At 64.4% G+C, this 25,234-nt stretch carries 21 protein-coding genes, 1 tRNA gene and 1 pseudogene; 9 read left to right on the top strand and 14 right to left on the bottom strand.

What is annotated here, in order from left to right; translation table 11 throughout:
* Nucleotide 1 precedes the first annotated feature (1 nt).
* The 3 genes and pseudogenes from ACUJB0_RS15115 to ACUJB0_RS15105 form a co-directional block, all read right to left on the bottom strand.
* Nucleotides 2-1,012 (bottom strand): annotated as a pseudogene (locus tag ACUJB0_RS15115) (purine-nucleoside phosphorylase); the annotation flags it as partial.
* Nucleotides 1,013-1,056: 44 nt separating this feature from the next.
* The gene (locus ACUJB0_RS15110; protein WP_444845938.1) at nucleotides 1,057-1,593 is read right to left on the bottom strand and encodes a glycosyl-4,4'-diaponeurosporenoate acyltransferase CrtO family protein; all 537 of its coding nucleotides are present in this window, start codon (nucleotides 1,591-1,593) and stop codon (nucleotides 1,057-1,059) included.
* 75 nt (nucleotides 1,594-1,668) lie between these two features.
* Nucleotides 1,669-1,745, bottom strand: a tRNA-Met gene (locus tag ACUJB0_RS15105).
* A 147-nt stretch (nucleotides 1,746-1,892) separates the two neighbouring features.
* On the opposite strand from ACUJB0_RS15105, the gene ACUJB0_RS15100 reads away from it, so the two are divergent.
* Entirely contained in the window at nucleotides 1,893-2,300 is a 408-nt protein-coding gene (locus ACUJB0_RS15100) for a VOC family protein (protein WP_161089221.1), read from the top strand.
* Here ACUJB0_RS15100 and miaA read toward each other — a convergent pair.
* From miaA to ACUJB0_RS15085, 3 genes are read right to left on the bottom strand one after another with little or no spacing between them, the layout of a single operon-like run.
* Nucleotides 2,297-3,253 (bottom strand): tRNA (adenosine(37)-N6)-dimethylallyltransferase MiaA, encoded by a 957-nt coding sequence (gene miaA / locus ACUJB0_RS15095; RefSeq protein WP_444845937.1) that lies wholly within the window; start codon nucleotides 3,251-3,253, stop codon nucleotides 2,297-2,299. The two genes, ACUJB0_RS15100 and miaA, sit on opposite strands and share 4 nt — an antisense overlap.
* 1 nt (nucleotide 3,254) lies before the next feature.
* Nucleotides 3,255-5,264, bottom strand: coding sequence for a DNA mismatch repair endonuclease MutL (mutL, locus tag ACUJB0_RS15090; RefSeq protein ID WP_444845936.1), 2,010 nt, complete (start codon nucleotides 5,262-5,264; stop codon nucleotides 3,255-3,257).
* Between the two features lie 53 nt (nucleotides 5,265-5,317).
* Nucleotides 5,318-6,241, bottom strand: coding sequence for a peptidylprolyl isomerase (locus ACUJB0_RS15085; RefSeq protein WP_444845935.1), 924 nt, complete (start codon nucleotides 6,239-6,241; stop codon nucleotides 5,318-5,320).
* Between the two features lie 136 nt (nucleotides 6,242-6,377).
* Here ACUJB0_RS15085 and ACUJB0_RS15080 point away from each other — a divergent pair, with 136 nt between their 5' ends.
* Together ACUJB0_RS15080 and ACUJB0_RS15075 are read left to right on the top strand one after the other, a co-directional pair.
* A complete protein-coding gene (locus ACUJB0_RS15080; RefSeq protein ID WP_444845934.1) occupies nucleotides 6,378-7,022 on the top strand; it encodes a VTT domain-containing protein in 645 nt (214 codons plus the stop codon).
* 105 nt (nucleotides 7,023-7,127) lie between these two features.
* Complete coding sequence (locus tag ACUJB0_RS15075; RefSeq protein WP_444845933.1) at nucleotides 7,128-8,153, top strand: carbonic anhydrase; 1,026 nt, start codon at nucleotides 7,128-7,130, stop codon at nucleotides 8,151-8,153.
* A 7-nt stretch (nucleotides 8,154-8,160) separates the two neighbouring features.
* Here the strand turns inward: ACUJB0_RS15075 and ACUJB0_RS15070 are convergent, their stop codons facing one another.
* From ACUJB0_RS15070 to tsaE, 3 genes are read right to left on the bottom strand one after another with little or no spacing between them, the layout of a single operon-like run.
* On the bottom strand, nucleotides 8,161-9,003 hold the full coding sequence (locus ACUJB0_RS15070) for a D-hexose-6-phosphate mutarotase (RefSeq protein WP_444845932.1): 843 nt from the start codon (nucleotides 9,001-9,003) through the stop codon (nucleotides 8,161-8,163).
* Between the two features lie 18 nt (nucleotides 9,004-9,021).
* Nucleotides 9,022-10,461, bottom strand: coding sequence for an N-acetylmuramoyl-L-alanine amidase (locus ACUJB0_RS15065; protein ID WP_444845931.1), 1,440 nt, complete (start codon nucleotides 10,459-10,461; stop codon nucleotides 9,022-9,024).
* Nucleotides 10,425-10,910 (bottom strand): tRNA (adenosine(37)-N6)-threonylcarbamoyltransferase complex ATPase subunit type 1 TsaE, encoded by a 486-nt coding sequence (tsaE, locus tag ACUJB0_RS15060; protein WP_117011982.1) that lies wholly within the window; start codon nucleotides 10,908-10,910, stop codon nucleotides 10,425-10,427. Before tsaE ends, ACUJB0_RS15065 begins: the two co-directional genes overlap by 37 nt.
* Before the next feature lie 57 nt (nucleotides 10,911-10,967).
* Between tsaE and queG the strand changes: the two genes are divergently transcribed.
* Together queG and ACUJB0_RS15050 are read left to right on the top strand one after the other, a co-directional pair.
* Entirely contained in the window at nucleotides 10,968-12,056 is a 1,089-nt protein-coding gene (gene queG / locus ACUJB0_RS15055) for a tRNA epoxyqueuosine(34) reductase QueG (RefSeq protein WP_444845930.1), read from the top strand.
* Between the two features lie 42 nt (nucleotides 12,057-12,098).
* The gene (locus ACUJB0_RS15050; RefSeq protein ID WP_444845929.1) at nucleotides 12,099-13,850 is read left to right on the top strand and encodes a DUF885 domain-containing protein; all 1,752 of its coding nucleotides are present in this window, start codon (nucleotides 12,099-12,101) and stop codon (nucleotides 13,848-13,850) included.
* A 126-nt stretch (nucleotides 13,851-13,976) separates the two neighbouring features.
* Here ACUJB0_RS15050 and ACUJB0_RS15045 read toward each other — a convergent pair whose 3' ends face one another.
* Both ACUJB0_RS15045 and ACUJB0_RS15040 read right to left on the bottom strand, forming a co-directional pair.
* A complete protein-coding gene (locus tag ACUJB0_RS15045; protein WP_444845928.1) occupies nucleotides 13,977-14,564 on the bottom strand; it encodes a response regulator transcription factor in 588 nt (195 codons plus the stop codon).
* A 3-nt stretch (nucleotides 14,565-14,567) separates the two neighbouring features.
* Nucleotides 14,568-16,592, bottom strand: a complete 2,025-nt coding sequence (locus ACUJB0_RS15040) for a two-component system sensor histidine kinase NtrB (protein ID WP_444845927.1) — start codon at nucleotides 16,590-16,592, stop codon at nucleotides 14,568-14,570.
* Nucleotides 16,593-16,721: 129 nt separating this feature from the next.
* Between ACUJB0_RS15040 and ACUJB0_RS15035 the strand changes: the two genes are divergently transcribed.
* The gene (locus ACUJB0_RS15035; protein WP_444845926.1) at nucleotides 16,722-17,708 is read left to right on the top strand and encodes a TRAP transporter substrate-binding protein; all 987 of its coding nucleotides are present in this window, start codon (nucleotides 16,722-16,724) and stop codon (nucleotides 17,706-17,708) included.
* A gap of 48 nt (nucleotides 17,709-17,756) precedes the next feature.
* On the opposite strand, the gene ACUJB0_RS15030 is transcribed toward ACUJB0_RS15035, so the two are convergent.
* Together ACUJB0_RS15030 and ACUJB0_RS15025 are read right to left on the bottom strand one after the other, a co-directional pair.
* Nucleotides 17,757-19,148, bottom strand: coding sequence for a TRAP transporter large permease (locus ACUJB0_RS15030; RefSeq protein ID WP_371875032.1), 1,392 nt, complete (start codon nucleotides 19,146-19,148; stop codon nucleotides 17,757-17,759).
* Nucleotides 19,145-19,798, bottom strand: a complete 654-nt coding sequence (locus tag ACUJB0_RS15025) for a TRAP transporter small permease (RefSeq protein WP_444845925.1) — start codon at nucleotides 19,796-19,798, stop codon at nucleotides 19,145-19,147. The genes ACUJB0_RS15030 and ACUJB0_RS15025 overlap by 4 nt, the downstream gene beginning before the upstream one ends.
* A gap of 583 nt (nucleotides 19,799-20,381) precedes the next feature.
* Between ACUJB0_RS15025 and ACUJB0_RS15020 the strand changes: the two genes are divergently transcribed.
* The 3 genes from ACUJB0_RS15020 (at nucleotide 20,382) to ACUJB0_RS15010 (ending at nucleotide 22,035) form a co-directional block, all read left to right on the top strand.
* A complete protein-coding gene (locus ACUJB0_RS15020) occupies nucleotides 20,382-20,903 on the top strand; it encodes a methylated-DNA--[protein]-cysteine S-methyltransferase (RefSeq protein WP_444845924.1) in 522 nt (173 codons plus the stop codon).
* A complete protein-coding gene (xerD, locus tag ACUJB0_RS15015; protein WP_444845923.1) occupies nucleotides 20,879-21,784 on the top strand; it encodes a site-specific tyrosine recombinase XerD in 906 nt (301 codons plus the stop codon). The genes ACUJB0_RS15020 and xerD overlap by 25 nt, the downstream gene beginning before the upstream one ends.
* A gap of 71 nt (nucleotides 21,785-21,855) precedes the next feature.
* Nucleotides 21,856-22,035, top strand: a complete 180-nt coding sequence (locus tag ACUJB0_RS15010; RefSeq protein WP_161082975.1) for a hypothetical protein — start codon at nucleotides 21,856-21,858, stop codon at nucleotides 22,033-22,035.
* Nucleotides 22,036-22,086: 51 nt separating this feature from the next.
* On the opposite strand, the gene ACUJB0_RS15005 is transcribed toward ACUJB0_RS15010, so the two are convergent.
* Entirely contained in the window at nucleotides 22,087-25,233 is a 3,147-nt protein-coding gene (locus tag ACUJB0_RS15005; RefSeq protein ID WP_444845922.1) for an efflux RND transporter permease subunit, read from the bottom strand.
* Nucleotide 25,234: the final 1 nt, after the last annotated feature.

The following is a 25,234-nucleotide window of genomic DNA, read 5'->3' as shown; positions in this document are numbered from 1 at the left end:
GTGGCGCACCGCCCTTCCAGTCCGGCCAATGCTGGACGATGTCCTGCACCAGCGGATGCGCCGTGCGGTACAGGTTCTGCAACGCCAGCGGGAAGCCGCCCGCATCGTTGGTCAGCGACGCCAGCGCAGTCTGGCCTGGATGCGGACGGTCGAAGTTGGACGCGGCGCGCAGCACCGCCACCCGCTGCGCATCAAGCAGCCCGGCCTCGGCGCCGCGCATCAAGGCGGTGTAGGTCGCGTTGTCTTCCTGTGAGCTCATGCAGTAGCTGCCCTGCTGGTCGGTGAGCAGCGCGACCCAGTCCCGCGCGCGTTGTCCGAGCAGGTCGCCGTGGAACCAGTTATTCCCGGTCAGCGAATCGCATTGCGTCACCTGCGGCGGCAGGTTCGCGGGCGCGGACGGGTACTGGGCGCGGTAGGCCGCCGCTTCGGCAGAATCGGCCAGCGTCACGCCGCGCGACAGCTCCAGCGCTTTGTTGAGCAAGCCTTCGTTGAGCCGGTACACCTCGGTGCCATAGCCCAGCGCCGGCTTCACGCCGGGCGTTTTGGCGCCGATGCCCAGATAGCCGGTCGACCATCCGGCGGGGCGTTCGCGCGCGTCCACCTCCCAGGCCAGGTCTGAGTCCACCAGGTAGCGCGACCACGCCGCCGTGCCTATCGTGCCCTGTGCCGGATCGACGCCCGCGACCCCGGCGACGATGAAATAGCTTTGTCGCAGGTCGAACAAGCCACTGTGCACCAGCGCCGCGACCGACGCGGCGGCGTTGGCCTTGCCCATGTCGGTCGTCAGCTGGCAGACATCGTCCCGGTTGCAGCGCACCGCCGGATAGGTGGGCGACAGGCCCGGCACCGGAATGGCCTGGTCCAGTTTGAGCGCGTCGGTCCAGACAGCCGCTTCTTGCGCGAACATGCCGATCAACAGGACTTTGACGGGACGGGGAGCGGCGGCGGCCGGGCTGGCGAGTGCGGCGGCAAGGAGCAGGGCGGGGAGGCGGTATGCGAAAGGCGTCATCATGTCGGCGGGATCCTGGTGGGGAGTGGGCGAAAGCGCATGGATGACTATGCAAGAGGTATGCCATTGCGGCTGATCCGGTCCAGCCGCGCGCGAACGAGGCGCAGGTGCAGGATGGGGTAGATGTTGACGACCAGCTGCACCATTAAAAACACTACTGCCTCAAGGTACAGCGCACGTGACAAGGTGTATGCGATATATGGCGTGAACCCGATCGCGGCCCAGAAGTGGATCGCCTCCGAAGACTCCACGCGGCGACTCAGCTTGGCGACACTGCGCCGCCCGTCCGCAAGATAGACGGAACCGTTGAGATAACGAAGAGGTGTGTTGCGGAGCAGCGCGCCGAAAGCGTGCACCCCGAACCAGCGATAGGCGCTGTTCAGTGGATTCACCGGCCGAAGCGCCCGGGGCATCCGGACAGCAAACAAAGGCTCTGCCAAGTTGGCAAGCGCCATGAAGTAAAACATCAGCAGCAGTCCTAGCCAAGGGGATCCGGGGCCTATGACCTCAGCGAGCAAGTCGAAACAGACGGCAAACACCGCCGCCACGATTAAGACCTTGCCCAGATCGCGCCACGCCTTCATCGAGCTGCCTCCCGAATGGGCAACGCAGAAGTGAAAAAGCCGCTGAACCTTGCGGGTCAACGGCTTTAAAATTCTTGGTGGTGATAGATGGACTTGAACCATCGACCCCAGCATTATGAATGCTGTGCTCTAACCAACTGAGCTATATCACCTGCAACGCCCAGCATTATGGGGGTTGGAGTCTAAGCTGTCAACGATGGTTCCGAAAATTTTCGAAAAATTTTGAATCGCGTCGCCAAAAGATAGTCAAATTGGTATGCTGTTTCGGTTGATGTGAGCATTTTTTTAACGGAGACAATATGGCGACCAATATCTTTGTGAACCTGCCCGTGCGCGACCTGGCCGCGTCGGTCAGGTTCTTTACGCATCTGGGCTATACCTTCAACCCGCAGTACACCGATGAGGGCGCCACTTGCATGATTGTGGCGGAGAATATCTTTGTCATGCTGCTGGTGGAGGAGCGCTTCAAGAGCTTCACGCCCAAACCAATCTGCGATGCGCGCACGTCGACCGAGGTGCTGATCTGCCTGCAGGCGGAGTCGCGCGAGCAGGTGGCTTCCATTGTCAGCAAGGCCATCGAGGCCGGCGGCAGCGCGTACAAGGAGCCGCAGGACCATGGCTTCATGTACGGCCACGGCTACCAGGACCTGGACGGCCATTTGTGGGAAATCATTTATATGGATTCGGCGCCGCCGCCGAAGGCCTAACCCAGCTTCTCGGCGATCTGCGCCAGCATCGCGCTGGCCGGATCGGGACCCAGGCAGTCGAGCGCCACGCGCTCCGGCATGGAGCGCAACCACGTCAACTGGCGCTTGGCCAGCTGGCGCGTGGCGATGATGCCGGTTTCGCGCATGGTCTTGTAGTCGATGGTGCCGTCCAGGTATTCCCACGCCTGCCGGTAGCCCACGCAGCGCATCGACGGCAGGCCGGGATGCAGGTCGCCACGGCGGCGCAGCACTTCCACTTCGGTGATCAGGTTACCGTCCGGGCCTTCTTCCAGCATGATGTCGAAGCGGCGCGCGATGCGCTCGTGCAGCACGGCGCGGTCCGACGGCTCCAGCGCGAACGACAGCAGCTCGAACGGCAGCTCGGTCTTTTCCTTCAACGCCAGCAGCTCGGACATCGGCTTGCCGCTCAAGGTGCAGATCTCCAGCGCGCGCTGGATGCGCTGCGCGTCCGCCGGTGCGAGGCGGGCGGCGGTTTCGGGATCGAGCAACGCCAGCTTGGCGTGCATGGCCGGCCAGCCGACGCGGGCCGCTTCGTCTTCCAGTTCGGCGCGCAGGGCCGGGTCGGCGCCGGGCAGGTCGTCGAGGCCATCGGCCAGTCCCTTGAAGTACAACATGGTGCCGCCCACCAGCAGCGGCAGTTTGCCGCGCGCGACGATTTCATCGACCAGCCGCAGCGTATCGTTGCGGAACTGCGCCACCGAGTAGGAGTCGAGTGGGTCGATGATGTCGATCAGGTGATGCGGTGCGGCGGCGCGTTCTTCGCGTGTGGGCTTGGCGGTGCCGATGTCCATGCCGCGATATACCAGCGCGGAATCGACCGAGATGATCTCCGACGGAATGCGCTGCGCGATCGCCAGCGCGGACGCGGTCTTGCCCGACGCCGTCGGACCCATGATGGCGACCGCCAGCGGTTTTGAAACGATAGCGCTCATCTTATTGCCCGCGCAGGAACAGCTTGTCGAGCGCCCCGATTTCCACCTGCACCCAGGTCGGGCGGCCGTGGTTGCACTGGTCGGCGCGTTCGGTGGTTTCCATCTGGCGCAGCAGGGCGTTCATCTCCTGCGTCGACAGGATACGGTTGGCTCGCACCGCCGTGTGGCAGGCCAGTGTGCCCAGCAGCTCGTTCTGGCGCTCGATCAGCACCCGCGAGCCGCCGAATTCGCGCACGTCGCGCAGCACGTCGCGCGCCAGCGTTTGGGCGTCGGCGTTCTTCAGCAGCACCGGCACGGAGCGCACCGCCAGCGTGGTTGGCGACAGTGTGGCGATGTCGAAGCCCAGTGCCTGCAAGGTCTCCTGGTGTTCGGAGGCGGTGGCCACTTCCACCGTGTCGGCGTAGAAGGTGACGGGGATCAGCAGCGGCTGCACCTGCATCTCCTCGCCGGCGACGCGGCTGTCCAATGCGTTCTTCAGTTGTTCGTACAGGATGCGTTCGTGCGCGGCGTGCATGTCGACCAGCACCAGGCCCTTGGCGTTCTGCGCCAGGATGTAGATGCCGTGCAGCTGCGCCAGCGCGAAGCCGAGCGGGAATTCTTCCTGCGCCATCGCGGCCGGCGAGACGGTGAACGGGCTGGCCTGCTGCAGTGCCATGTCCGATTCTGCGCGGTAGCCGGTGACGGGGCCGGAGCCGCCGAACAGGGCGCCGTATTTTTCCGTGCTCTGGGCGACGCCGCCTTCGCTGCCGCCGAAGCGCTGCGCGCCGAAGCCAGCGCCCGCACCGCCTGCGCCGTAGCCGTTGCCCGCGCTGCCCGCGCCAAAGCCTGCGCCAGCATTGCCCGCGCCACCATCACGCGAGCCGAATGGCGACGGCGAGAACGTCGGTGCGTAGTCCGGCGCCAGCAGCGGTCCGAATGAAGTCTGCTCGCCGCGCCAGGTGGAGCTGCCCAGGCTTTCGGCCGCAGGCAATGGCGAAGGCACGCTGCCGTGCGACGTGGCCGAGGTCTGTGCCAGCGCGCGCTGCACCGCGTGGAAAACAAACTGGTGCACCGCGCGGCTGTCGCGGAAGCGCACTTCGATCTTGGACGGATGGACGTTGACATCCACCAGCGCCGGATCGAGATCGAGCGCTAGCACGTACGAAGGGAAGCGGTCGCCGTGCAGCACGTCTTGGTAGGCCGCCTTCACGGCATGCACCAGCACCTTGTCGCGCACGAAGCGGCCGTTCACGTAGAAGAACTGCCCGTCGGCGCGCGCCTTGGATGCGGTGGGCAGGCCGGTGTAGCCGTGCAGGCGCAGCGGGCCGGCGCTTTCGTCGATCGGCAGGCGCGCCTCGGCAAAGCCTTCGCCGAGAATGTGGGCGCTGCGCTTGGCCATCTCGCTGACGTTCCAGTGGTCGATGGTGCGGCCGTTGTGGCTCAGCGAGAACGACACGTCCGGCCGCGCCAGCGCGATGCGGCGCACGACTTCGGCGCAGTGGCCGAATTCGGTCTGCTCGGATTTGAGGAACTTGCGGCGCGCCGGCGTATTGAAGTACAGGTCCTGCACGTCGACCGTGGTGCCCTGGGCGCCGGACGACGGCGCCACCGTGCCGTTGTGCGAGCCGACGATTTCCCATGCGTGGGCGGCATCGGCGGTGCGCGAGGTCAGGGTGACAGCGGCCACCGAGGCGATCGAAGCCAGCGCCTCGCCACGGAAGCCGAGCGTGCCGACGTTTTCCAGGTCGTCCAGCGAGGCGATCTTGGAGGTGGCGTGGCGCGCCAGCGCGAGCGGCATCTGCTCGCGCGGGATGCCGCGGCCGTTGTCGGTGATGGCGATGCGTTTGACACCGCCTTCCTCCAGTCGCACGGTGATCTGCGTGGCGCCCGCGTCGAGCGCGTTCTCCAGCAGCTCCTTGACCACGGCAGACGGCCGTTCGACCACCTCGCCGGCGGCGATCTGCGAAATCAGCTGGTCAGGCAGTGCCTGGATGGGGCGGGGCGTGCGGGGGGAGGTGTCGGGCGCGTTCATCACGAGATTATAACTGCTCGCCGCGCCCCGCCCTCTCCCCTTCGCCGCCGGGATTAGTCCTTCGGATGCTCGCGCACCGGTATCGGCGCGTTGCACAGCTCAACGTAGTGCGGCGTGAACTTGTTCCACGGGCCGCCACGGTTGCGCGCCGCGTCCACCACGTCCTTGTAGATAGGCGCGTCGCTGCGCATCACCTCCAGGTGGCTGCGTTCGGCCTCCGGCACGTCCGCCTCGAGGCGCACCGATTTGATCGGCAGGCGAGTGTCCTTGGCGCCGTAGAAGCCCATGTTCTCGCTGCCGCGCGGCAGGACGGACAGCAGCGGCATGCCCGACACCACCCGGCCCACCGCCGTGATATTGCGGTCCAGGTGGCGCGGCGCGTGGCCGGTGATGGCATACAGCTCGGCGCCGTTGCCGCTGTCGGTCGCGTTGTCGCGGCCCACGCCCACCGTGGCGTAGCAGTGCGCCAGCCATGTGGTCTTGGCCTTGGGATCGCGCCCGACCGGGAAGCCGTTCGAATGGCCGATCTGCGGCGCGTAGCCGTCCAGGTCCAGCTGGCGCACGAAGTGCTTGTCGTTCGCCATCGGCACGGTGAACTCGCCCACCACCTTGGCCTTGGCCGATCCCAGCGATTTCGGCGTGGTCTCGGCGTTCGGGTCGCCCCATTGCGCCACGTAGTTGTCCTGCGAGCGCAGGATGGCCAGGCCGTCGAAATACTGTTCCTTGACCATGGTCTTGATATTGGCGATGTTCTGTGGCGCGAACTCCGGCGCCAGCTCGATCACCACGCGGCCGGTGGGCAGCTCCATGTACAAGGTGTTGTTCGGGTCCAGCGGCCGCCAGTCGGACGGCTTGGATTGCTTGACGAGGTCGGCGACGCTGGGCTTGACCGGCAGGTCGGCGGCGTGCGCAAGGGAGGCCAGGCTGATCGCCAGGACGGAGAGGGGAAGGGCGCGGAACGGGTGGGTCTGGGACATCCAATATCTCCTAGGTTGGTCGCGTCCGCTTGCTGCGGGCGGTCGGACGATTGTAAACTGCTTGGCCGAGTCTGGAAACTTCCGCCGAAGGGGCGATGGTGGTGTATGATTCCGGCGCAGACTTTATGGGAAGAATATGGATTTTATGCAATTTTTTGACATGATCCTTCATGTCGACAAGACACTGGAAGTATTGATTCAGCAATACGGAACCTTGGTCTACGCCGTGCTGTTCGCGATCATTTTTTGTGAAACCGGGCTGGTGGTCCTGTTCTTCTTCCCAGGCGACACGCTGCTGTTCATCGCCGGCGCCCTGTGCGCGCTGGGCGAAATGAATCTGTTCCTGCTGATGCTGCTGCTGATTACCGCGGCGGTCTCCGGCAACACGCTCAATTACTGGATAGGCGAGGCCATCGGGCAGCGCGTGTTCACGCATGATTACCGGTGGCTCAACAAGGATGCGCTGCGCCGCACCCACGAGTTCTTCGAAAAACACGGCGGCAAGACCATCGTGCTGGCGCGTTTCGTGCCGGTGGTGCGCACCTTCGCGCCATTCGTGGCCGGCGTGTCGGACATGACCCATGCGCGCTTCCAGATGTACAACATCACCGGCGCCGTGCTGTGGGTGGCGCTGTTGACCACGGCCGGATACTTCTTCGGCAACATCGCCATCGTGCGTGAGCACCTGACCGAGATCGTGCTGTTCGGCGTCGGCGTCGCCGTGGTGCCGATGGCGCTGGGCGGCATGTGGAAGCTGTCGCGCCGCATGCTGGGCCGCTGAGCCCGATGTTTCATAAATAAATTCCTTTAGAAAGGCCGGCGCCGCTCAAGTTTTGCCCAAATGCATCCGTATACCAGTATGTAATTCTTTTCTTTCTGGATACACATGCGTACTCTGCTCACCCTGATTGCCTGCTGCTGCGTCCTCGCGACCGCCAGCGCCGCAAACGATCCGCTGATTTCGCCATCGACGAAATCTTCGGTGGGCGGGAGCACGGGCTCGATCGCGTCCATCCGTCCCAGCAATCCCGGTTCTTCCAGTGCTTCCGCTTCCGGCGCGTCCTCCGCGCCGCGCAAGCTCACCGAGCGTGAGCGCGAGGCCGAGGCGGAGATGGACCTGTCGGCCAAGATCGCGGCCCGCCTGGCCATCATGCGCGCCAACCAGCAGGCGCGCGCCGCCGCCGCTGCGCGGGCGAAGAAAGTGGCCGCCGCCGCGCCGGTGGTGCCCAAGGTGTACAGCAACCACTGGTCCTACGAGGGCGACGACGGCCCGGCCAACTGGGGCAAGATCAATCCTGAATGGTCCAAGTGCAGCACCGGCAACCGTCAGTCGCCGATCGATATCCGCGACGGCATGAAGGTGGAGCTGGAGCAGATCACCTTCGACTACCATCCCTCTTCGTTCAACGTGACCGACAACGGCCACACGGTGCAGGTCATGGTCGGCAGCGGCAATTTCATCACGGTGAACAACCGCATGTATGAGCTGATCCAGTTCCACTTCCACCGGCCGTCGGAGGAGCGCATCAACGGCAAGGGTTATGAGATGGTCGTGCACCTGGTGCACAAGGATGGCGAGGGCAAATTGGCCGTGCTGGCGCTGCTGCTGGAACGCGGCAAGCCGCAGCCGGTGATCCAGACGGTGTGGAACAACCTGCCGCTGGAGAAGCTGGAAACGATGGCGCCATCGACCGTGCTCGATCCGCTGGACCTGATCCCGGCGCGCCGCGACTACTTCACGTTCATGGGGTCGCTGACCACGCCGCCCTGCAGCGAGGGCGTGCTGTGGCTGGTGATGAAGGAGCCGGTGCAGGCGTCGCCGGCGCAGATGGCGCTGTTCAGCCGCCTCTATCCTTTGAACGCGCGGCCTATCCAGCCGGGCTCCGGCCGCATCGTCAAAGAGTCGAACTAAACCCGAATTAATCCGCCGCGATGCGGTGCTTGCCGGTCCACGTGGCGCCGGCTGCCAGCGGCCGCTGGTCGGCGCATGCCGGCTCGATGCAGACGAAGCGCAGGTATTCGTCGTCCGCCAGGTCCACCAGCGCCTTGGCGTCGTCCTGGCCCGGATTCCACACCACCCAGTTGTCGAAGCCTTGCTGCTCCAGGCGCAGCGTGGCGTTGGCCGTGTTCAGCGTCAGCGTCGGCGTGGACTGGTACAGGCGGTCGAGCTTCTCGGTGAAGTGCAGCGCCGGATGCTCCTGCTTCAGCGTCTCATTGTGATGGTCGGTGCAGCGCATGTGCTGCAATCCGCTGATGCTGGTCGCCGCCAGCTGGCCGACGTCGTAGTAGGTGTGCAGCGCAAGGCCGAACGGGAACTCCTGCGCGCCGCTGTTATGCACCGTGAATTGCGCGTCGATCGCGTCGCCGTGCAGCGTGAAGCGCAGCGTCAGCTCGAAGGCGTGCGGCCAGGCCTGCGCGTGTTCGGGCGACAGGTCGTTTTGATTGAGGCCGAATTCAAGGAAGGACTGGCCGCCGTCGCCGCCGCTACCGGTCAAGCGCCAGGTGCTGACGCGTGCGAAGCCGTGGCGCAGGCCGGGGCCGCGCACATTAAACTGCGGGAAGATCACCGGCACGCCGCCGCGTATGGCCTTGCTGCCGTCGAGCGGCGTCTGCGCGCTGACGAACAGGCGCTCCTTGCCGTCGCCCGTTTTCCATGACAGCAGGTGGGCGCCGAACAGCGACACCCTCGCCTGGCTGCCATCGGCCGCTGTGATCTGTACTGCCGGCAGTGCGCCGTACTCGGTATTCGTTACTACAGCCATGTCTCGTCCGTTTTAGTTTTAAGTCAGCCGGTTCTTTGCCAGCGGTGGGTTCTTCGCAAAATAATGCCGGATGCCCTTGACGATGGCATCGGCCAATTGGTTCTGGTAGCCGTCGTCGAGCAGCTTGGCTTCCTCTTCCGGGTTGGAGATGAAGGCGGTTTCGATCAGGATCGACGGGATGTCCGGCGCCTTCAGCACCGCGAAGCCGGCCTGCTCGACCGAGCCTTTGTGCAGGCGGTTGATGCCGCCGATCTCGCCCAGCACCGACTTGCCCAGCTTGAGCGAATCGTTGATCTGCGCGGTGGTCGACAGGTCCAGCAGCACGCTGGCCAGTTGCCGGTCGTGGTTCTTGACGTTGACGCCGCCGATGGTGTCGGCCAGGTTTTCCTTGTCTGCCAGCCAGCGCGCCGCCGAGGAGCTGGCGCCTTTTTCCGACAACACGAACACCGACGAACCGCGCGCGGTGGATTGCACGAAGGCGTCGGCGTGAATGGACACGAACAGGTCGGCCTGCACCTTGCGCGCCTTGTCGACGCGGGTGCCCAGCGGGACGAAGTAGTCGGCATCGCGCGTGAGCATCACGCGCATGTTGGGGAATTCCTCGATCTTGGTCTTCAGGCGCTTGGCGATGGCCAGCACGATGTCCTTCTCGCGGCTGCCGTTCTTGCCCGAGGCGCCCGGGTCTTCGCCGCCGTGGCCGGGGTCCAGCACCACGGTCAGCATGCGTATCAGCTTACCGTTCTTGTCGGTTTTTTCGCTGGCGCGGGTTTGCGCCTCGGCGGTTTTCAGCTCGCTGCGCAGTTCCGCGCGCGGATCGGGCTTGGAGGCATCCGGCGGCGTTTGCGGTGCGTTGGCCATGGCCTCGGCTTCGGCGGGCTTCAGCGGCGGCATGTCGCCCTTGGGCGCGCTGCCGGTTGCTGCGGCGCTGGACGACGGCGTTTTGCCGTCGCCCGACCAGTCGCCTTTTTCGATCATCGCGGCGATCGGGTCGACCGGCTTGACCGGATACAGGTCGAAGATCAGGCGGTGCTTGTAGTTGCCGGCCGGGGCCAGCGTGAACACCTGCGGCGTGATTTCTTCCTTCAGGTCGAACACCAGGCGCACCACGTTGGGCCGGTTCTGGCCCACGCGCACCTGCTTGATATACGGGTCGTTGGACTGGATCTTGGCGACCAGACTTTTGAGCGTCGGGTTCAGCTCCAGGCCTTCGATGTCGACCACCATGCGTTCCGGGTCCTTGACGATGAAGTGGGTGGCCTTGAGCGCGGCGTCGTTTTCCAGCGTGACGCGGGTGTAGTCCTCCGCCGGCCAGACCCGCACCGCCAGGATCTGCGCGGCGTAGGCGCGCACCGGCGCCAGCACGGACAGCAGCAGCGTGGCGCCGGCCTTGAGGACGGTGCGGCGCGTAACAGCCTTGCTGTTTACATGTTGGGGGCGAATTTGAGGCGTTGAAGGCATGAGTTACCCAGTGCGGTGGTCGCCTGCAATTCTACATCACGGCCGTTGCCGGCCACAGTCAGAAACAGGTTGATATCGGCGGCAGGCAGCACGCGGTCGGCCTTTTCGGGCCATTCGACGATGCAGATGTTGTCGCCATTGAAGTCTTCACGGAAGCCGGCGTCGAGGAATTCCTCAGGGCTGCCCATGCGGTACAGGTCGAAATGGATCACGCTGACGCTGCGGCCGTCGAGCTGGATCGCGTACGGTTCGGACAAGGTGTAGGTCGGGCTTTTGACCGTGCCCACATGGCCGGCCGCGTGCAGCAGGGCGCGGGTGAGGGCGGTCTTGCCGGCCCCCAGGTCGCCGTGCAGGTAGATCACCAGGCCGGGCGCCAGGGCGCGCGCCAGGGCCGTGCCCAGGGCGGCGGTGCCGGCTTCGTCATGGAGATGGGCTTGGAAGTGCTGCATCAATTAGAATGTCGTGTTGGTTGGATCGCCAGCCATTGTAACCGCCACCTGCCACCGATGTCCCTGCCTGTAACCAATTTAGCCGAACTTGCCCTCAGCATCAAGCGCTGGGGTGTGGAGCTGGGCTTCGCCGAAATCCGCATCACCGACATCGACCTCAGTCACGCCGAGGCGGGCCTGCAGGCGTGGCTGGACGCCGGCATGCATGGCGAAATGGACTACATGGCCACCCACGGCATGATGCGCGCCCGTCCGGCCGAGCTGGTGCCGGGCACGGTGCGGGTGATCAGCGCCCGCATGGACTATCTGCCGAGGGACACGGAAAACGATTGGCGCGAGCGGGAAGCGGCCCGTTTGGCCGATCCCGGCGCCGCCGTGATCTCGGTCTACGCGCGCGGCAGGGACTACCACAAGGTGCTGCGCGCGCGCCTGCAGCAGCTGGCCGACAAGGTGAAGGCGGAAATCGGCGAATTCGGCTACCGCGTGTTCACCGACTCGGCGCCGGTGATGGAGCTGCCGCTGGCCGAGAAGGCCGGGCTGGGATGGCGCGGCAAGCACACCTTGCTGCTGTCGCGCACCGCCGGGTCGATGTTCTTCATGGGCGAGTTTCTGGTCGATTTGCCGCTGCCGGTCGACGAGCCGACCGGCCGGCATTGCGGCCAATGCTCGGCGTGCATCGACGTTTGCCCCACCCAGGCCATCCTCGGGCCGGGCAAGCTGGATGCGCGGCGCTGCATATCCTACCTGACCATCGAACTGAAAAGCGCGATCCCGCTGGAGATGCGGCCGCTGATCGGCAACCGCGTCTACGGTTGCGACGACTGCCAGACCGCCTGCCCATGGAACAAGTTCGCGCAGCGCGCGGTGCTGCCGGACTTCGACGAGCGCCATGGCCTGGGCAGCGCCTCGATGGTCGAGTTGTTCGCGTGGACCGAGGAAGAATTCAACCGCAAGATGGAAGGCAGCCCGATACGCCGCATCGGCCATGAGCGCTGGCTGCGCAATATCGCGGTCGGCTTGGGCAACGCGGCGGCGGCCGGCGCCAAGGGCGATGCGGCCATCATGGCCGCGCTGATGGCGCGCCGCGAGCACCCGTCGGCGCTGGTGCGCGAGCATGTCGAATGGGCGATCGCCCGCCACGCCTGAACTGCGCTACACTCGGGCGTTTTGATTATCAGGCCCGGGTCCATGCTTACTTCAACCAGATTCATCTCGCTGCTTGCCGGCGCATCCTTCACGCTGGCCGCGCATGGCGCGAGCTTCGACGACTGGGCCGACAAGGTCGCCAACGCCAAGGTGCGCAACGATCCTGAGCAGGCCACGCTGAAGCAGTACTTCAGCGGCAAGGAACAGGACCAACTGGACCGCAAGCTGACGCCCAACTCCATCGTCTACCGCGCCGGCGAAGTGGCCGCGGCCAAGACCGCGCTGGCGCAGCTGGCGAAGATCGACAAGCAGGCGCTCACGCCGCAGCAGCGCGCCAGCGCCGCCAGCATCGCCTGGAATCTGCAGGGCGCGGTGGATGCGTGGCCGTATGCCGACTATAACTTCGTGTTCAACCAGTTCGGCGGGCTGCATGTGCAGTTGGTGAACTTCCTGACGCAGGCGCACCCGATCCGTAACCAGCGCGACGTGGAGAACTATCTGGTGCGCTTGAAGGCGGTGGCCGGCAAGATGGACACCGGCATACTGCAGGCGCGCGGTTTGGGCGCGCGCGGGATTTTGATGCCGACCTTCCTGACGCAGTCCTCGATCGGGCAGCTGGACCGCTTCCTCGATGGTGGGCCGGAGAACAATGTGTTCGTCGCCACGCTGAAGCAGCGCATGAGCGGCTTGAAGGATGTGACGCCGGAACAGCAGGCCAGGTTCGCTGCGGCGGCCGAGGATACCGTCAAGCGCTCGGTCATTCCCGCGTTCCAGCGCGCCCGCGCGATGCTGCAGGAGCAGCTGCCGCGCACCACCGAGGACGCTGGCCTGTGGCGCCTGCCCAATGGCGACAAGGCCTACGCGCTGCTGCTCAAGCAGATGACCTCCACCGACTACACGCCGGAGCAGATCCACAACATCGGCCTGCGTGAAGTGGCGCGCATCGAGAAGGAGATGGATGGCTTGCTGGCGTCGCTGGGCTACACCGAAGGCACGATCAAGCAGCGCATGGCGAAGCTGGAGAAGGACTCGCAGCCGAAGGAAGCCGATCCGCGCCCAGCGCTGCTGGCCCGCTATGACAGCGTGCTGCGCGACGCCGAGGCGCGCGCGAAGGAGCTGTTCGACGTCACGCCGAAGGCGCCGGTGGTGGTCAGGCGCGAGCCGCCGTTCACCGAAAAGACGGCTGCGGCGCACTACACCGGGCCGGCCAAGGATGGCACGCGGCCGGGCATCTTCTGGGCGCCGATGCCTGGGCCTGAGTTCCGCATCGTCGGCATGCGTACGCTGGTGTATCACGAAGGCGTGCCGGGGCACCACTTCCAGGTCGCGCTGCAGCAGGAGAACGACAAGCTGCCGCGCTACCGGCGCGACCGCGTGTTCGCTGTGGGTTCGGCGTATGGCGAGGGCTGGGCGCTGTATGCGGAGCAGCTGGCGGCCGAGAACAACTGGTACGAAGGCGACGTGGTCGGCCATCTGGGGCAGCTGGACGCGGAGCTGTTCCGCGCGCGACGGCTGGTGGTGGACACCGGCCTGCACGCGATGAAGTGGACGCGCCAGCAGGGCATCGACTACGGCATCCCGGCGGCGGAAGTGGAGCGCTATGTCGCCATGCCGGGCCAGGCATGCGCCTACAAGATCGGCATGATGCGCATCCTCGGCCTGCGCGCCAAGGCGCAGAAAGCGCTGGGCGACAAGTTCTCGATCAAAGCCTTCCACAACGTGGTGCTAGAAACCGGCAACGTCCCGCTGCCGGTGCTGGAGCAAGTCGTGGACGAGTGGATCGCCAAGCAATAAAACAATGGGGTCAAGTCTGACATTCGGACACGAGCTCTGCTGTAGCGCGCCTATACAGCAGAGCTCGTGTCCGAATGTCAGACTTGACCCCAATTTTATTTGCGAATGTCAGACTCGGCCCAGATTTTATTTGAGCAGACCGGCGAGCTCGACGGCGGTTTTGACTTGCATCTTGTCGAAGATGTGGGCGCGGTGGACTTCCACCGTGCGCATGCTGATGCCCAGCTGGTCCGCCACTACCTTGTTCATCTTGCCGGCCAGGATCAGGTCCAGCACTTCGCGCTCGCGCGCCGACAGCGTGGCCAGGCGGGCGTGCACCGCCGCCATCGCGCCGGCCTGGCGCGAGTTGGCCAGCGCTTCCTGCACACGGTCCATCAGCTGGTTGTCGTTGAAGGGCTTTTCGCAGAAGTCGAAGGCGCCCCGCTTGAGCGTGTCCACCGCCATCGGCACGTCGCCGTGCCCCGTCAGGAAGATCACCGGCATGCGCTGCGTCAGCCCGCGTGCGGACAGCTGGTCGAATACCGCCACGCCGTTCATGTCCGGCATGCGCACGTCGAGCAGCACGCAGTCGCCTTCGGCGTCGAACTGCCCGGCCTCGGTGTGGGCCAGGAATTGCGCCGCGCTGTCGTACGCGCGCGAGGGAATGCCGCGCGACGTGGCCAGCCAAGTCAGGGAGTCGCGTACGACCGCTTCATCATCTACGATATGCAGCATGCTTCAAGTCTCCTGTTCCGCGGCCGCCAGCATCGCCGGCAGCACGAACGTAAATATGGTGCCACCTTGCGGGTTGGCGCTGTAGGTCAGCGAGCCGCCGTGGAATTCTATCGCGGTGCGGCAGATGTTGAGCCCCATGCCCATGCCTTCCGCCTTGGTCGAGAAGAACGGCGAGAACAATCGCTGCGCCACGTCCTCCGGTATGCCGTGCCCCTGGTCGATCACCGCCACGCTGACCTGTGCGCTGGCCGCATCATACGCCGCCACCACGTTGAGCATGCGCCGCTGCGGCGGGATATGCGCCATCGCTTCGATGGCGTTGCGGGTGAGGTTGAGCAGCACCTGTTCGATCATCACGCGGTCGGCGCGCACCGGCGGCAGGTCGGCCGGTATGCTGGTGTTGAAGGAGACGTAGGCCTGGCGCGCCTGCAGCTCGATCAGCGCGCGTATCCCTTCCAGCAGCGAGCCAATGGCGACCTCCTGCCGCTGCGGCTCGCTCTTCTTGACGAATTCGTGCACGCTGCGGATGATCTGGCCGGCCCGCTGCGCCTGCGCGCTGGCCTGCTCCAGCGCCGGCTTGAGGACGTTGCAGTCGACCGCCGTGCCGCTGTCGGCGGCGCGCCCCAGCACATTGAGCGCGCCGGTGGTGTAGCTGGAGATGGCGGCCAGCGGCTGGTTGAGCTCATGCGCCAGCATGGACGAGATCTCGCCCATCGTCGCCAGGCGCGCGCTGGCCTGCAGCTTTTCGTGCTGCTGTCTATTCAGTTCCTCGATGCGCTTGCGGTCCGAGATGTCGAGGATGGAGCCCATCCAGCCGGTCTGCTTGCCATCCTTGTCCACCAGCGGCGCCTCGAAGACCAGCACCGGCACGCGCTCGCCGTTGGGCCGCTGGAAGAAGGTCTCGAATTGCGGTGTGACGTTGCCCGCCAAAACGGAGGCGAAGCGGGTCTGGTATTCGGTCATCGCCTCCGGCGCCCAGTAGGGCATGGGCGGCAGCATGCCGACCAGATCCTCGGCCGGATAGCCGACGATCTGGCAGAACGCCGGATTGACGTAGGTGATGCGGCCTTCGAGGTCGCGCGCGCGCAGGCCGGTGACCAGCGAGTTCTCCATCGCGGTGCGGAACGACATCTGCTGGCGCAGCGCGCCTTCGGCCTCCAGCCGCCGCGAGATGTGGCCCCACAAGGCCAGCAGGCTCCATAACAAGCCAAGCGACAGCACGATCACCGAGCCGACCAGCAAATTGGGCAGCAGTTGCGGTTCGCTCTTGACGCTGTCCGTCACCAGTGTGATGGTGGCGCCGGGCAGGTCCAGCGCGCGCTTGTGCGTGTAGACGCCGTGCCCCGGGCCGGCGGCGGCGCGGCGCGCCAGCACCTTGTCGTCGCGGTCGATCAGCGAGACCTGGTTGTCCTGCGCGAACCACCACGGCACCATTTCGTCGAGCAGCGCGCTGGTTTGATAGGTGGCCACCAGGTCGCCGAGGTATTCGTCGCCGCGGTACAGCGGCACGTGGTAGTCCATCAGCACGGCGGCGGGGGCGGCCGACAGGTTGGGCGTTTGCGCCTCCGGCTGGGTGTACATCGCGTGGCGGGTCTGGCGCGATAATTCCATGGTCGCCAGCGACGCCGTCGACAGCTCCACCGGCGTGGCCTGCGGATCGCTGCTGGCGGCCAGCTTGCCGTCCGGCCGCAGCCAGATCACGCGCAGCAGTTCGTGGCCGTTCTTCAGCAGGCGGGCCAGCCGTTCGTGCAGCTGCCCCGGCGGCAGCTTGCCGGCGCTGATCTCGGCGCCCAGCCCGCGCAGGCTTTCCTCGTCGCGCCCAAGCTGGAAGCGGATGGTTTGCTCGACCCACAGTGTGTCGGCGATCAATTGCTCCTGGCGCTCGTTGCTCTCCATTTGGCGCGCCTGCCACGGTAGCCAGATCAGGATCGCCAGGAAGAACAGCACCAGCATGATGGGCAGCAGCCAGCGCAGCGAGGAGCTGTAATGTGCGCGGCGCGGCGGGGCGGTGGCGGGTGTGCTGGTCATGGACAATCAGGGTAAAGCCTCGGGTAGGCGGCGCCATTGTGGTTTTCCACAGTAGCCACCCTTGCCACGATTAGTAAGAATCAGTCAAACTAGAACAATACCGCATTTTAAATCCCCACTGGAGACTACATGAAACTGAAATCCGTTTTACTGGCGATGAGCGTGGCGCTCAGCTTCAATGCCTACGCTCAGGCGCCGATCGTCATCAAATTCAGCCACGTGGTGGCGACCGACACGCCGAAGGGCCAGGCCGCGGAGCGCTTCAAGCAGCTGGCCGAGAAGGCCACCAATGGCCGTGTCAAGGTCGAGATCTATCCAAACAGCCAACTGTATAAAGACAAGGAAGAACTGGAAGCGCTGCAGCTGGGCGCCGTGCAGATGCTGGCGCCATCGCTGGCCAAATTCGGCCCGCTGGGCGTGAAGGAGTTCGAGGCGTTCGACCTGCCTTACATCTTCCCGTCCAAGACCGCGCTGTATAACGTCACCGAAGGCGAAATCGGCAAGGGCCTGATGAAGAAGCTGGAACCGAAGGGCATCACCGGCCTGGCGTTCTGGGACAACGGCTTCAAGGTCATGTCGGCCAATAAGCCGCTGCATACGCCGGCGGATTTCAAGGGCCTGAAGATGCGTATCCAGTCGTCCAAGGTGCTGGACGCGCAGATGCGCGCATTGGGCGCGAACCCGCAGGTGCTGGCGTTCTCCGAGGTATATCAGGCGCTGCAGACCGGCGTGGTCGATGGCACCGAGAATCCGCCGTCGAACATGTACACTCAGAAGATGCACGAGGTGCAGAAGTATGTGACCGTGTCCAACCACGGCTACCTGGGTTATGCGGTCATCGTCAACAAGAAGTTCTGGGATGGCCTGCCGGCGGACATCCGCACCGCGCTGGACAAGGCGATGAAGGAAGCCACCACGTTCGAGAAAGCCATCGCCCAGCGCGACAACGACCTGGCGCTGGAAGCGATCAAGAAGGCCGGCAAGACCACCATCTATACCCTGAGCGTGAAAGAGCAGGCCGACTGGCGCAAGGCGCTGCTGCCGGTGCAGAAGGATATGGAAGGCCGTATCGGCAAGGACCTGATCGCGGCGATCAACAAGGAAGCAGCTAAATAATTTAGCTCGTTTTAAACGATAAGGGAGGCCGGCGGCCTCCCTTTTTTATTACATCAATCCCATCGCCTTGGGCAGCCACAAGGACAAGCCCGGCCAGTAGGTCACGATCACCAGGAACACCAGCATCGTCAGCAGCCACGGCATCACGGCCACGGTCAGCTCGGAGATGCTCATCTTCGAGATGCCGCTGGCCACGTACAGGTTCAGGCCGACCGGCGGATGGCACAGGCCCACTTCCATGTTGGCGTCGATCATGATGCCGAAGTGGACGGCGTCGATGCCCAGGCGGATCGCGGCGGGATGCAGGATTGGCGCCATCACCAGGATGATCGACGAAGGTTCCATCACGTTACCGGCCAACAGCAGCAGGATGTTGGTGAAGAACAGGAAGCCGGCCTGGCCCAGGTCCTTGGCTAGGATCCAGTCCGCCATCGCCTGCGGGATGTTCTCGTGCGCCATCAGGAAGGAGAACAGCACGGCGTTGGTGATGATGTACAGCAGCATCGCGCTCAGGCTGGCCGATTTCTTCAGCACTTCCGGCGTCTTCTTCAGCGGCATGTCCTTGTAGACGAACACCGAGATGATGAACGCATACACCGCGCTCATCGCCGCCGCTTCGGTCGGCGTGAAGATGCCCTTGGTGATGCCGCCGATGATGATCACCACCAGCATCAAACCCCACACGCTGTCCTTGAACGCCTTGCCGCGCTCGCCCCAGGTGGCCTTGCGCATGCGCGGATAGCCGTTCTTCTTGGCCAGCACCCAGGTGGTGGTGCACAGCATCACGGTCAGCAGGATGCCGGGGAACAGGCCGGCCAGGAACAGCGCGCCGATCGAGGTGTTGGTGGAGATCGCGTAGATCACTTTCGGGATCGACGGCAGCATCAAAATGCCCAGCGAGCCTGCGGTGATGATGACGCCGGCGCCGAAGCGCTTCGGATAACCCTGCTTGACCATGGCCGGCAGGATGATCGAGCCGATCGCCACCACCGTCGCTACCGACGAGCCGCACACCAGCGCGAACATGGCGCAGGCGATGATGCCGGCCAGGGCCAGGCCGCCGTGCCAGTGGCCGATCAGGCTGGTGGCGAATTTGATCATGCGCTTGGCCACGCCGCCGTGGGTCAGGAAGTTACCGGCCAGGATGAACAGCGGAATGGCCATGATCTCGAACTTCTCGATACCGCTGAACAGCTTGAGCGCCACCGCCTCGACCGGTACGTGGGTCAGCAGGTACATGAACATCAGCACCGTCAGGCCGAGCGCGATGGAGACCGGGATGCCGGTCAACATCAGCGCCAGCAGCAGCGCGAACACGATGCCGACCTTGCCGCCGATGACGCACACCGACAGCAAAATGGCGGCGATGCCGATCAGCCACGCCGCGGCGCGCTTCTTCGACATGACCTTGACTGAATCGAGTGCCGTTGCGCCGCTCATTTCGCACCTCCTTGGACAGGGGCTGGGTGGGCGACGGCGAACATGTCGTCGTCCTCGTCATCGTCCAGGCCCTCGACGTGCGATTCGTCGTGGTGCGGCATCTCGCCGGTGCGCCAGTAGACCAGCGACACCTGGATGAAGCGGAAGCACATCAGGTAGGAGCCCATCGGCACCACCGAGTAGATGAACCAGGTCGGCCATTCCAGGTCGGGCGTGGTCGGGCCCTCGGTCAGCGCGCTGACGTCCATGCCCAGCTTGTTGAACAGCGCGTAGTGCATGCCGTTCTCCCACACGAAGGTCAGGCCCAGCGTGCCGATGATGCCGGTGAACAGCATGCCGCAGGCCAGCGCGACGTAGGTGGCGCGGCGGCGCCAGGCCTCCGGCAGGCGGCTCACCAGCACGTCGACGCCCACGTGCACGCCCATGCGCACGCCGTACGCGGCGCCGAACTTGGCCATCCATACGAACATGTAAATGGCCAGTTCCTGCGCCCATTCGAAGTGCAGCGACAATAGGTAGTCCTGCACGCCCGGAATGGGCAGGCCGGTGCCGTAACGGTGCAGGATGGACAGGAAGATGATTAGGGTGGCCCCTGCCATCAGGAAGGTGATGATCCACTCCTCCAGGTGATCCAGTAGTTTTGTGAACATGATTGTCTCTAGTTTTATTGATGCCAGGAAATCCGGCATTTTCGCTTAAATTATATTTTTGTCGCGCACGGAGCAATGAGGGGTACTACTAGGTTTTTTGCCAACGGCGATGCCTAATACCACAACTTTCCTGATGTGCGTCAAATTTGTTTCACGTTTAAAGCAAGGGGCGCGCGGGACCGAAAAAAAAGGAGAAAAAGCCAAATAGATACGATATGATTGCGTCGCTCTCAGGGATAACTGCATATCGATATGCGACCCGGTGGCAAGAGCCCAGAATTGTAGGTGGGGAGTGTGTAGAGAAACGGTACTGAATACCGGCGAAAGATCGAGGAGACACACGTTTTACAGAATGTCGTTGTTATAGTCGCTGCAGGCCGCCACAAGCGCGCTACGGGGACAGGCAAACGACCGGGAACGTGAAGCAGGATTTGAAAACGCACCGCAAGGTGCGTTTTTTTTCGCCTGTCGTCTTCGGCGCGGAATTACAATGCAACTGTGTGGTTTTTTTAATGTAGTTTGAATGCAACAAAATGGTGCATTTCGACAACTTCAGCCGGCTTTTTTTGGTGCATAAAGTGTGATGAAAATACAACAGCAGCATGAATTGTTTTCCGCCGTTTTGGACTTGCCGCTTGGAAAACTGGGCGTGCGGACGGCCAGTGGTCTGATCACTGAGCTCTGCTATCTGCCGCCCCACTTTGATGCAAAATCGCCACAGGACGCGGTGGCGGAGCTGGCGGCGACGCAGTTGGTCCGCTACTGCGAGGACGCCGATTTCGCCTTCGACCTGCCGCTCAAGCGCGCCGGCACCGAGTTCCAGCACAAGGTCTGGGACGCCATCCGTTCCATCCCACGCGGCAGCGTGCGCACCTACGGCGAGCTGGCCAAACACATCGGCTCGGCGCCGCGCGCGGTGGGCCAGGCCTGCGGCGCCAACTGGTTCCCGGTGGTGATTCCCTGCCACCGCGTGACGTCCTCGTCCGGCCTGGGCGGCTTCGCCAACAGCGACGACCCCAACGGCTACCTGCTGGGCATCAAGCGCTGGCTGCTGGCGCACGAAGGATCGAGCGAATACGCATGGCAACAGACAACACTGCTCTGATCGACGAGTTCTGCGACAGCCTGTGGCTGGAGGACGGCCTGTCGAAGAACACGCTGGAGGCCTACCGGCGCGACATGCGCCTGTTCGCCACCTGGCTGGAGAAGAAGCGGCCGCAGGTGGCCGGCTTGGCGGCGGTGGCCGCGCACGACATCGAGGCCTATATCGCCGCCCGCCACCAGGACAGCGGCAAGGCCACCTCGTCGAACCGGCGGCTGTCGGTGCTGCGGCGCTTCTACCAGATGCTGCTGCGCCAGCGCCGCATCGCCGACGATCCCACGCTCAAGCTGGTGTCGGCCAAGCAGCCTGCCCGCTTCGTCCACACCTTGAGCGAAATTCAAGTGGAGGCCCTGCTGGCCGCGCCCGACGTCGCCACGCCGCTGGGCCTGCGCGAGCGCACCATGCTGGAGCTGATGTACGCCAGCGGGCTGCGCGTGTCCGAGCTGGTCACGCTCAAGCTGCTGGAGCTGAGCCTGAACGACGGCGTGCTGCGCATCACCGGCAAGGGCGCCAAGACGCGGCTGGTGCCGTTCGGGCAGCAGGCGCGGGTCTGGATCGAGCGCTATGTCAAGGAAGCGCGCGGCATCATCCTCAACGGCCAGGTGGACGACGCGCTGTTCGTCACCGCGCGCGGCGGGCCGATGACGCGGCAGATGTTCTGGGTCTTGATTAAAAAACATGCCTTGAAGGCCGGCATCACCGCGCCGTTGTCGCCGCACACGCTGCGCCACGCCTTTGCCACCCACCTGCTGAACCATGGCGCCGACCTGCGCGTGGTGCAGCTGTTGCTGGGCCATTCGGACATTTCGACCACACAAATCTACACCCACGTCGCTCGCGAACGCCTGAAGCACCTGCATGCGCAACATCATCCCCGAGGCTGAAAAACTTGCGTTGGCCGTAACTGCGTCATAATGTGAGCAGGTAATCGAACCGTATAAAGAAGAGGTGGCACATGGCAAAGACAAATTTCGCGTATGAGAAGCGGCAGCGTGAGCTGGAAAAGAAGAAAAAAGCGGATGAAAAAGCCCGGCGCAAGGCCGAGCTGAAGAACAATCCCGGCCTGGCCCAGGAAGGCGAGCTGGACGAGGCCGACGGCGACGAGGCCGCCGACGGCGAAGCCGCCGCCGAGTAAGCACGAAAAAAAACCGGGCATGCAGCCCGGTTTTGCGTTTCTGAAGCCTGGTCAAGCCACTTCGTTGCGCGCCTTGATGTCGTGCATCGGCTCGATGGCGTCGTGCAGCGCGGCTTCCTCGTCGTGGGCGCGGCCCTTGAAGAAGCGCACGCAGCGTTTGCCCAGGCTGTCCAGGTAGGTGTAGGCCACCGGCACCACCACCAAGGTCAGCAGGGTGGAGGTGATCACGCCGCCGATCACCGCGCGGCCCATCGGCGCCTGCGTCTCGCCGCCGTCGCCCATGCCGATCGCCATCGGCAGCATGCCGAACACCATCGCCAGCGTGGTCATCACGATCGGCCGCAGCCGCACCTGGCCGGCCGACATGATGGCTTCGCGCTGGCCCATGCCGCCTTGCTGCGCGTGGTTGGTGAAGTCCACCAGCAAAATCGCGTTCTTGGTCACCAGGCCCATCAGCATGATGAAGCCGATCACCGAGAAGATGTTCAAGGTGCTGCCGGTGATCAAGAGCGCCACCAGCACGCCGATCAGCGACAGCGGCAGCGACATCATGATCGCCACCGGCTGCAGGAAGCTGCCGAACTGCGAGGCCAGCACCAGGTAGATGAAGATCACCGCGATGCCCAGCGCGATGATGGCCGAGGACATGCTCTCTTCCATGTCCTGCGCGTTGCCGCCGACGTCGAAGCGCACGCCTGCCGGCAGGTCGATTTCCTTCATGGCCTTCTTGACGTCGCTGTCGACGTCGCCGCCGGGACGGCCCTCGACCGACGCGTACACCGCCACCCGGCGCTGCAGCGCCTGGCGCTTGAGCACCTGCGGGCTGAACGAGGGCACGAAGTCCACCACCTGGCGCAGCGGCACCATCACCGGACGGCCGTCCGGACCCAGCTTGCTCGACGCCAGCGACAGGTCGGCCAGGTCGGCGATCTTCTGGCGGCCCGACTTGGGCAGCTGCACGTTGACGTCGTAGTTCTGGCCATCGTCGGCCAGGAAGTGGCTGGTGGTGTCGCCCGCCACGAACGGCCGCAGCGCGCTGCCGATCTGCTGCACCGACAGGCCCAGGTCGCTGGCCAGCTCGTTGTTGATCTTGACCGTGGTGGACGGGTTGGCGCCTTCCTGGCTGTACTCCAGGTCGGCCACGCCCTTAATCTTGCGCATCTTGTCCATCAGGTGGTGGGCCACCGTGTCGAGCTTGCCTTCGTCGGTGCCGAGGATGGCGATGAAGATCGGCTTCCAGCCCACCGACATGGTGATGCCGGCGATCTTGCTCAGGCGCGCGCGCACCACGCCCTCCAGCTCCTTCTGCGAGCGGCGCTTGAAGGTCTTGCGGTCCTGCAGCTTCATGTCGATCTGGGCGTTGTTGCGGCCTTCCTGCGTGCCCACCACCGAGATCACGCTGGCGATTTCAGGGAAGGCCTTGAGCGCCTCCTCGACCTGGTGCACCTTGTTGTCGGTGTACTCCAGGCTGGAGCCGACCGGGGTTTTCAGGTGCAGGTTGATCCAGCCGTTGTCCTGGTCGGGGAACATCTCGCCGCCGATCATCGGCACCAGCATCAGGCTGGCGACGAACAGCGCGCCGGCCGAGGCCAGCGTCAGCTTGCGCCAGCGCAGCGCCAGGCCCAGCACCTTGCCGTACACCACGTGCAGCTTCTCGACGCCGCCCTCCAGCCAGTGCATGAAGTTGCCCAGCCACGGCACGTACTTGAAGCGGTCCTTGACCGGGTCCGGCCACACCGACGACAGCATTGGATCCAGCGTGAAGCTGACGAACAGCGACACCAGCACGGCCACCGCGACGGTGATGCCGAACTGCAGGAAGAAGCGGCCGATGATGCCCTGCATGAAGGCCACCGGGATGAACACGGCGACGATGGCGAAGGTGGTAGCCATCACGGCCAGGCCGATTTCGTTGGTGCCGTCCTCGGCCGCGCGGCGGTGGTTCTTGCCCATGCCGAGGTGGCGCACGATGTTTTCGCGCACCACGATGGCGTCGTCGATCAGCAGGCCGATGCACAGGGACAGCGCCATCAGCGTCAGGAAGTTGAGCGTGAAGCCGAAGAACTTCATCGCGATGAAGCTGGCCATCACCGAGATCGGCAAGGTCAGGCCGGTGATGATGGTCGAGCGCCACGAGTGCAGGAAGAAGAACACGATGATCATCGTCAGCACCGCGCCTTCGATGATGGTTTCCTTCACGTTGTCGAGCTGGCTTTGCACCTTCAGCGATTCATCGTTCAGCACGGTCAGCGTGATGTCGGCCGGCAGCGTCTTCTGCAGGTCGGCCGCGACCTTCTGGATGCGCTTGCCCACCTCGACCACGTTGGCGTCCTGCACCTTGGTGATGTCGAGCGTGATGGCGCGCTGGCCGTTCAGGCGCGACACCGACAGCTCTTCCTGCGCGCCGTCGATCACGGTGGCGACCTGCTCCAGGAACACCGGGCCGTTGGCGCGGCGCGCCACGATGATCTTGTTGAAGTCGCGGGCGTCCTTCATCTTGCCCTCGACCCGCACCAGCTGCTCGTTGCCGGCGTAGCTGATGGAGCCGGCCGGCAGGTTGGTGTTGGTGGCCTGGATGGCGTTGATCACCTCGTCCACGCCGATGGCTTGCGCGTTGAGGTCGCTGGGGCGCAGGCTGATCAGGATCTGGCGCGAGGCCGTGCCGTTCAGGCGCACCTGGCCGACCCCGGCCACGCCCTGGAAGCGCTTGCCGATCAGCTGGTCGGCCATGGTCGACAGGTCGCGCAGCGTATGGTCGGTGGCGGTCAGGCCGATTTGCGCGATCGGGCGGCTGTTCTCGCCCTCGAAGCGGACGATGAACGGATCCTTGGCTTCCTTCGGGAAGCGCGGGCGCACCTGGGCCACCTTGTCGCGCAGGTCCTGCATGGCCTTGTCCATATTGGTGGACAGTTCGAAATCGATGTAGACGCCGGAGCGGCCTTCCCACGAGTTGGCGCGCAGCGTCTTGATGCCGCTGACGGTGTTGACCACGTCCTCGATCGGACGGGTGATGTCGTTCTCCACCGCCTCCGGCGAGGCGCCCGGATAGTTCACCTCGATCATCGCGCCGGGGATGTCGACGTTGGGCATGGACTCCAGGCCCAGCTCGCGGTAGGAGAACAGGCCCAGCACGACCAGCGCCACCATCACCATGGTGGCGAAGACCGGATTCTGGATACTGGTTTTAGTGATCCACATG

This window comes from Duganella caerulea (genome assembly GCF_040362985.1).
GTDB lineage: Bacteria > Pseudomonadota > Gammaproteobacteria > Burkholderiales > Burkholderiaceae_D > Rugamonas > Rugamonas vulcania.
This window is presented reverse-complemented; position numbering and strand designations above follow the sequence as displayed.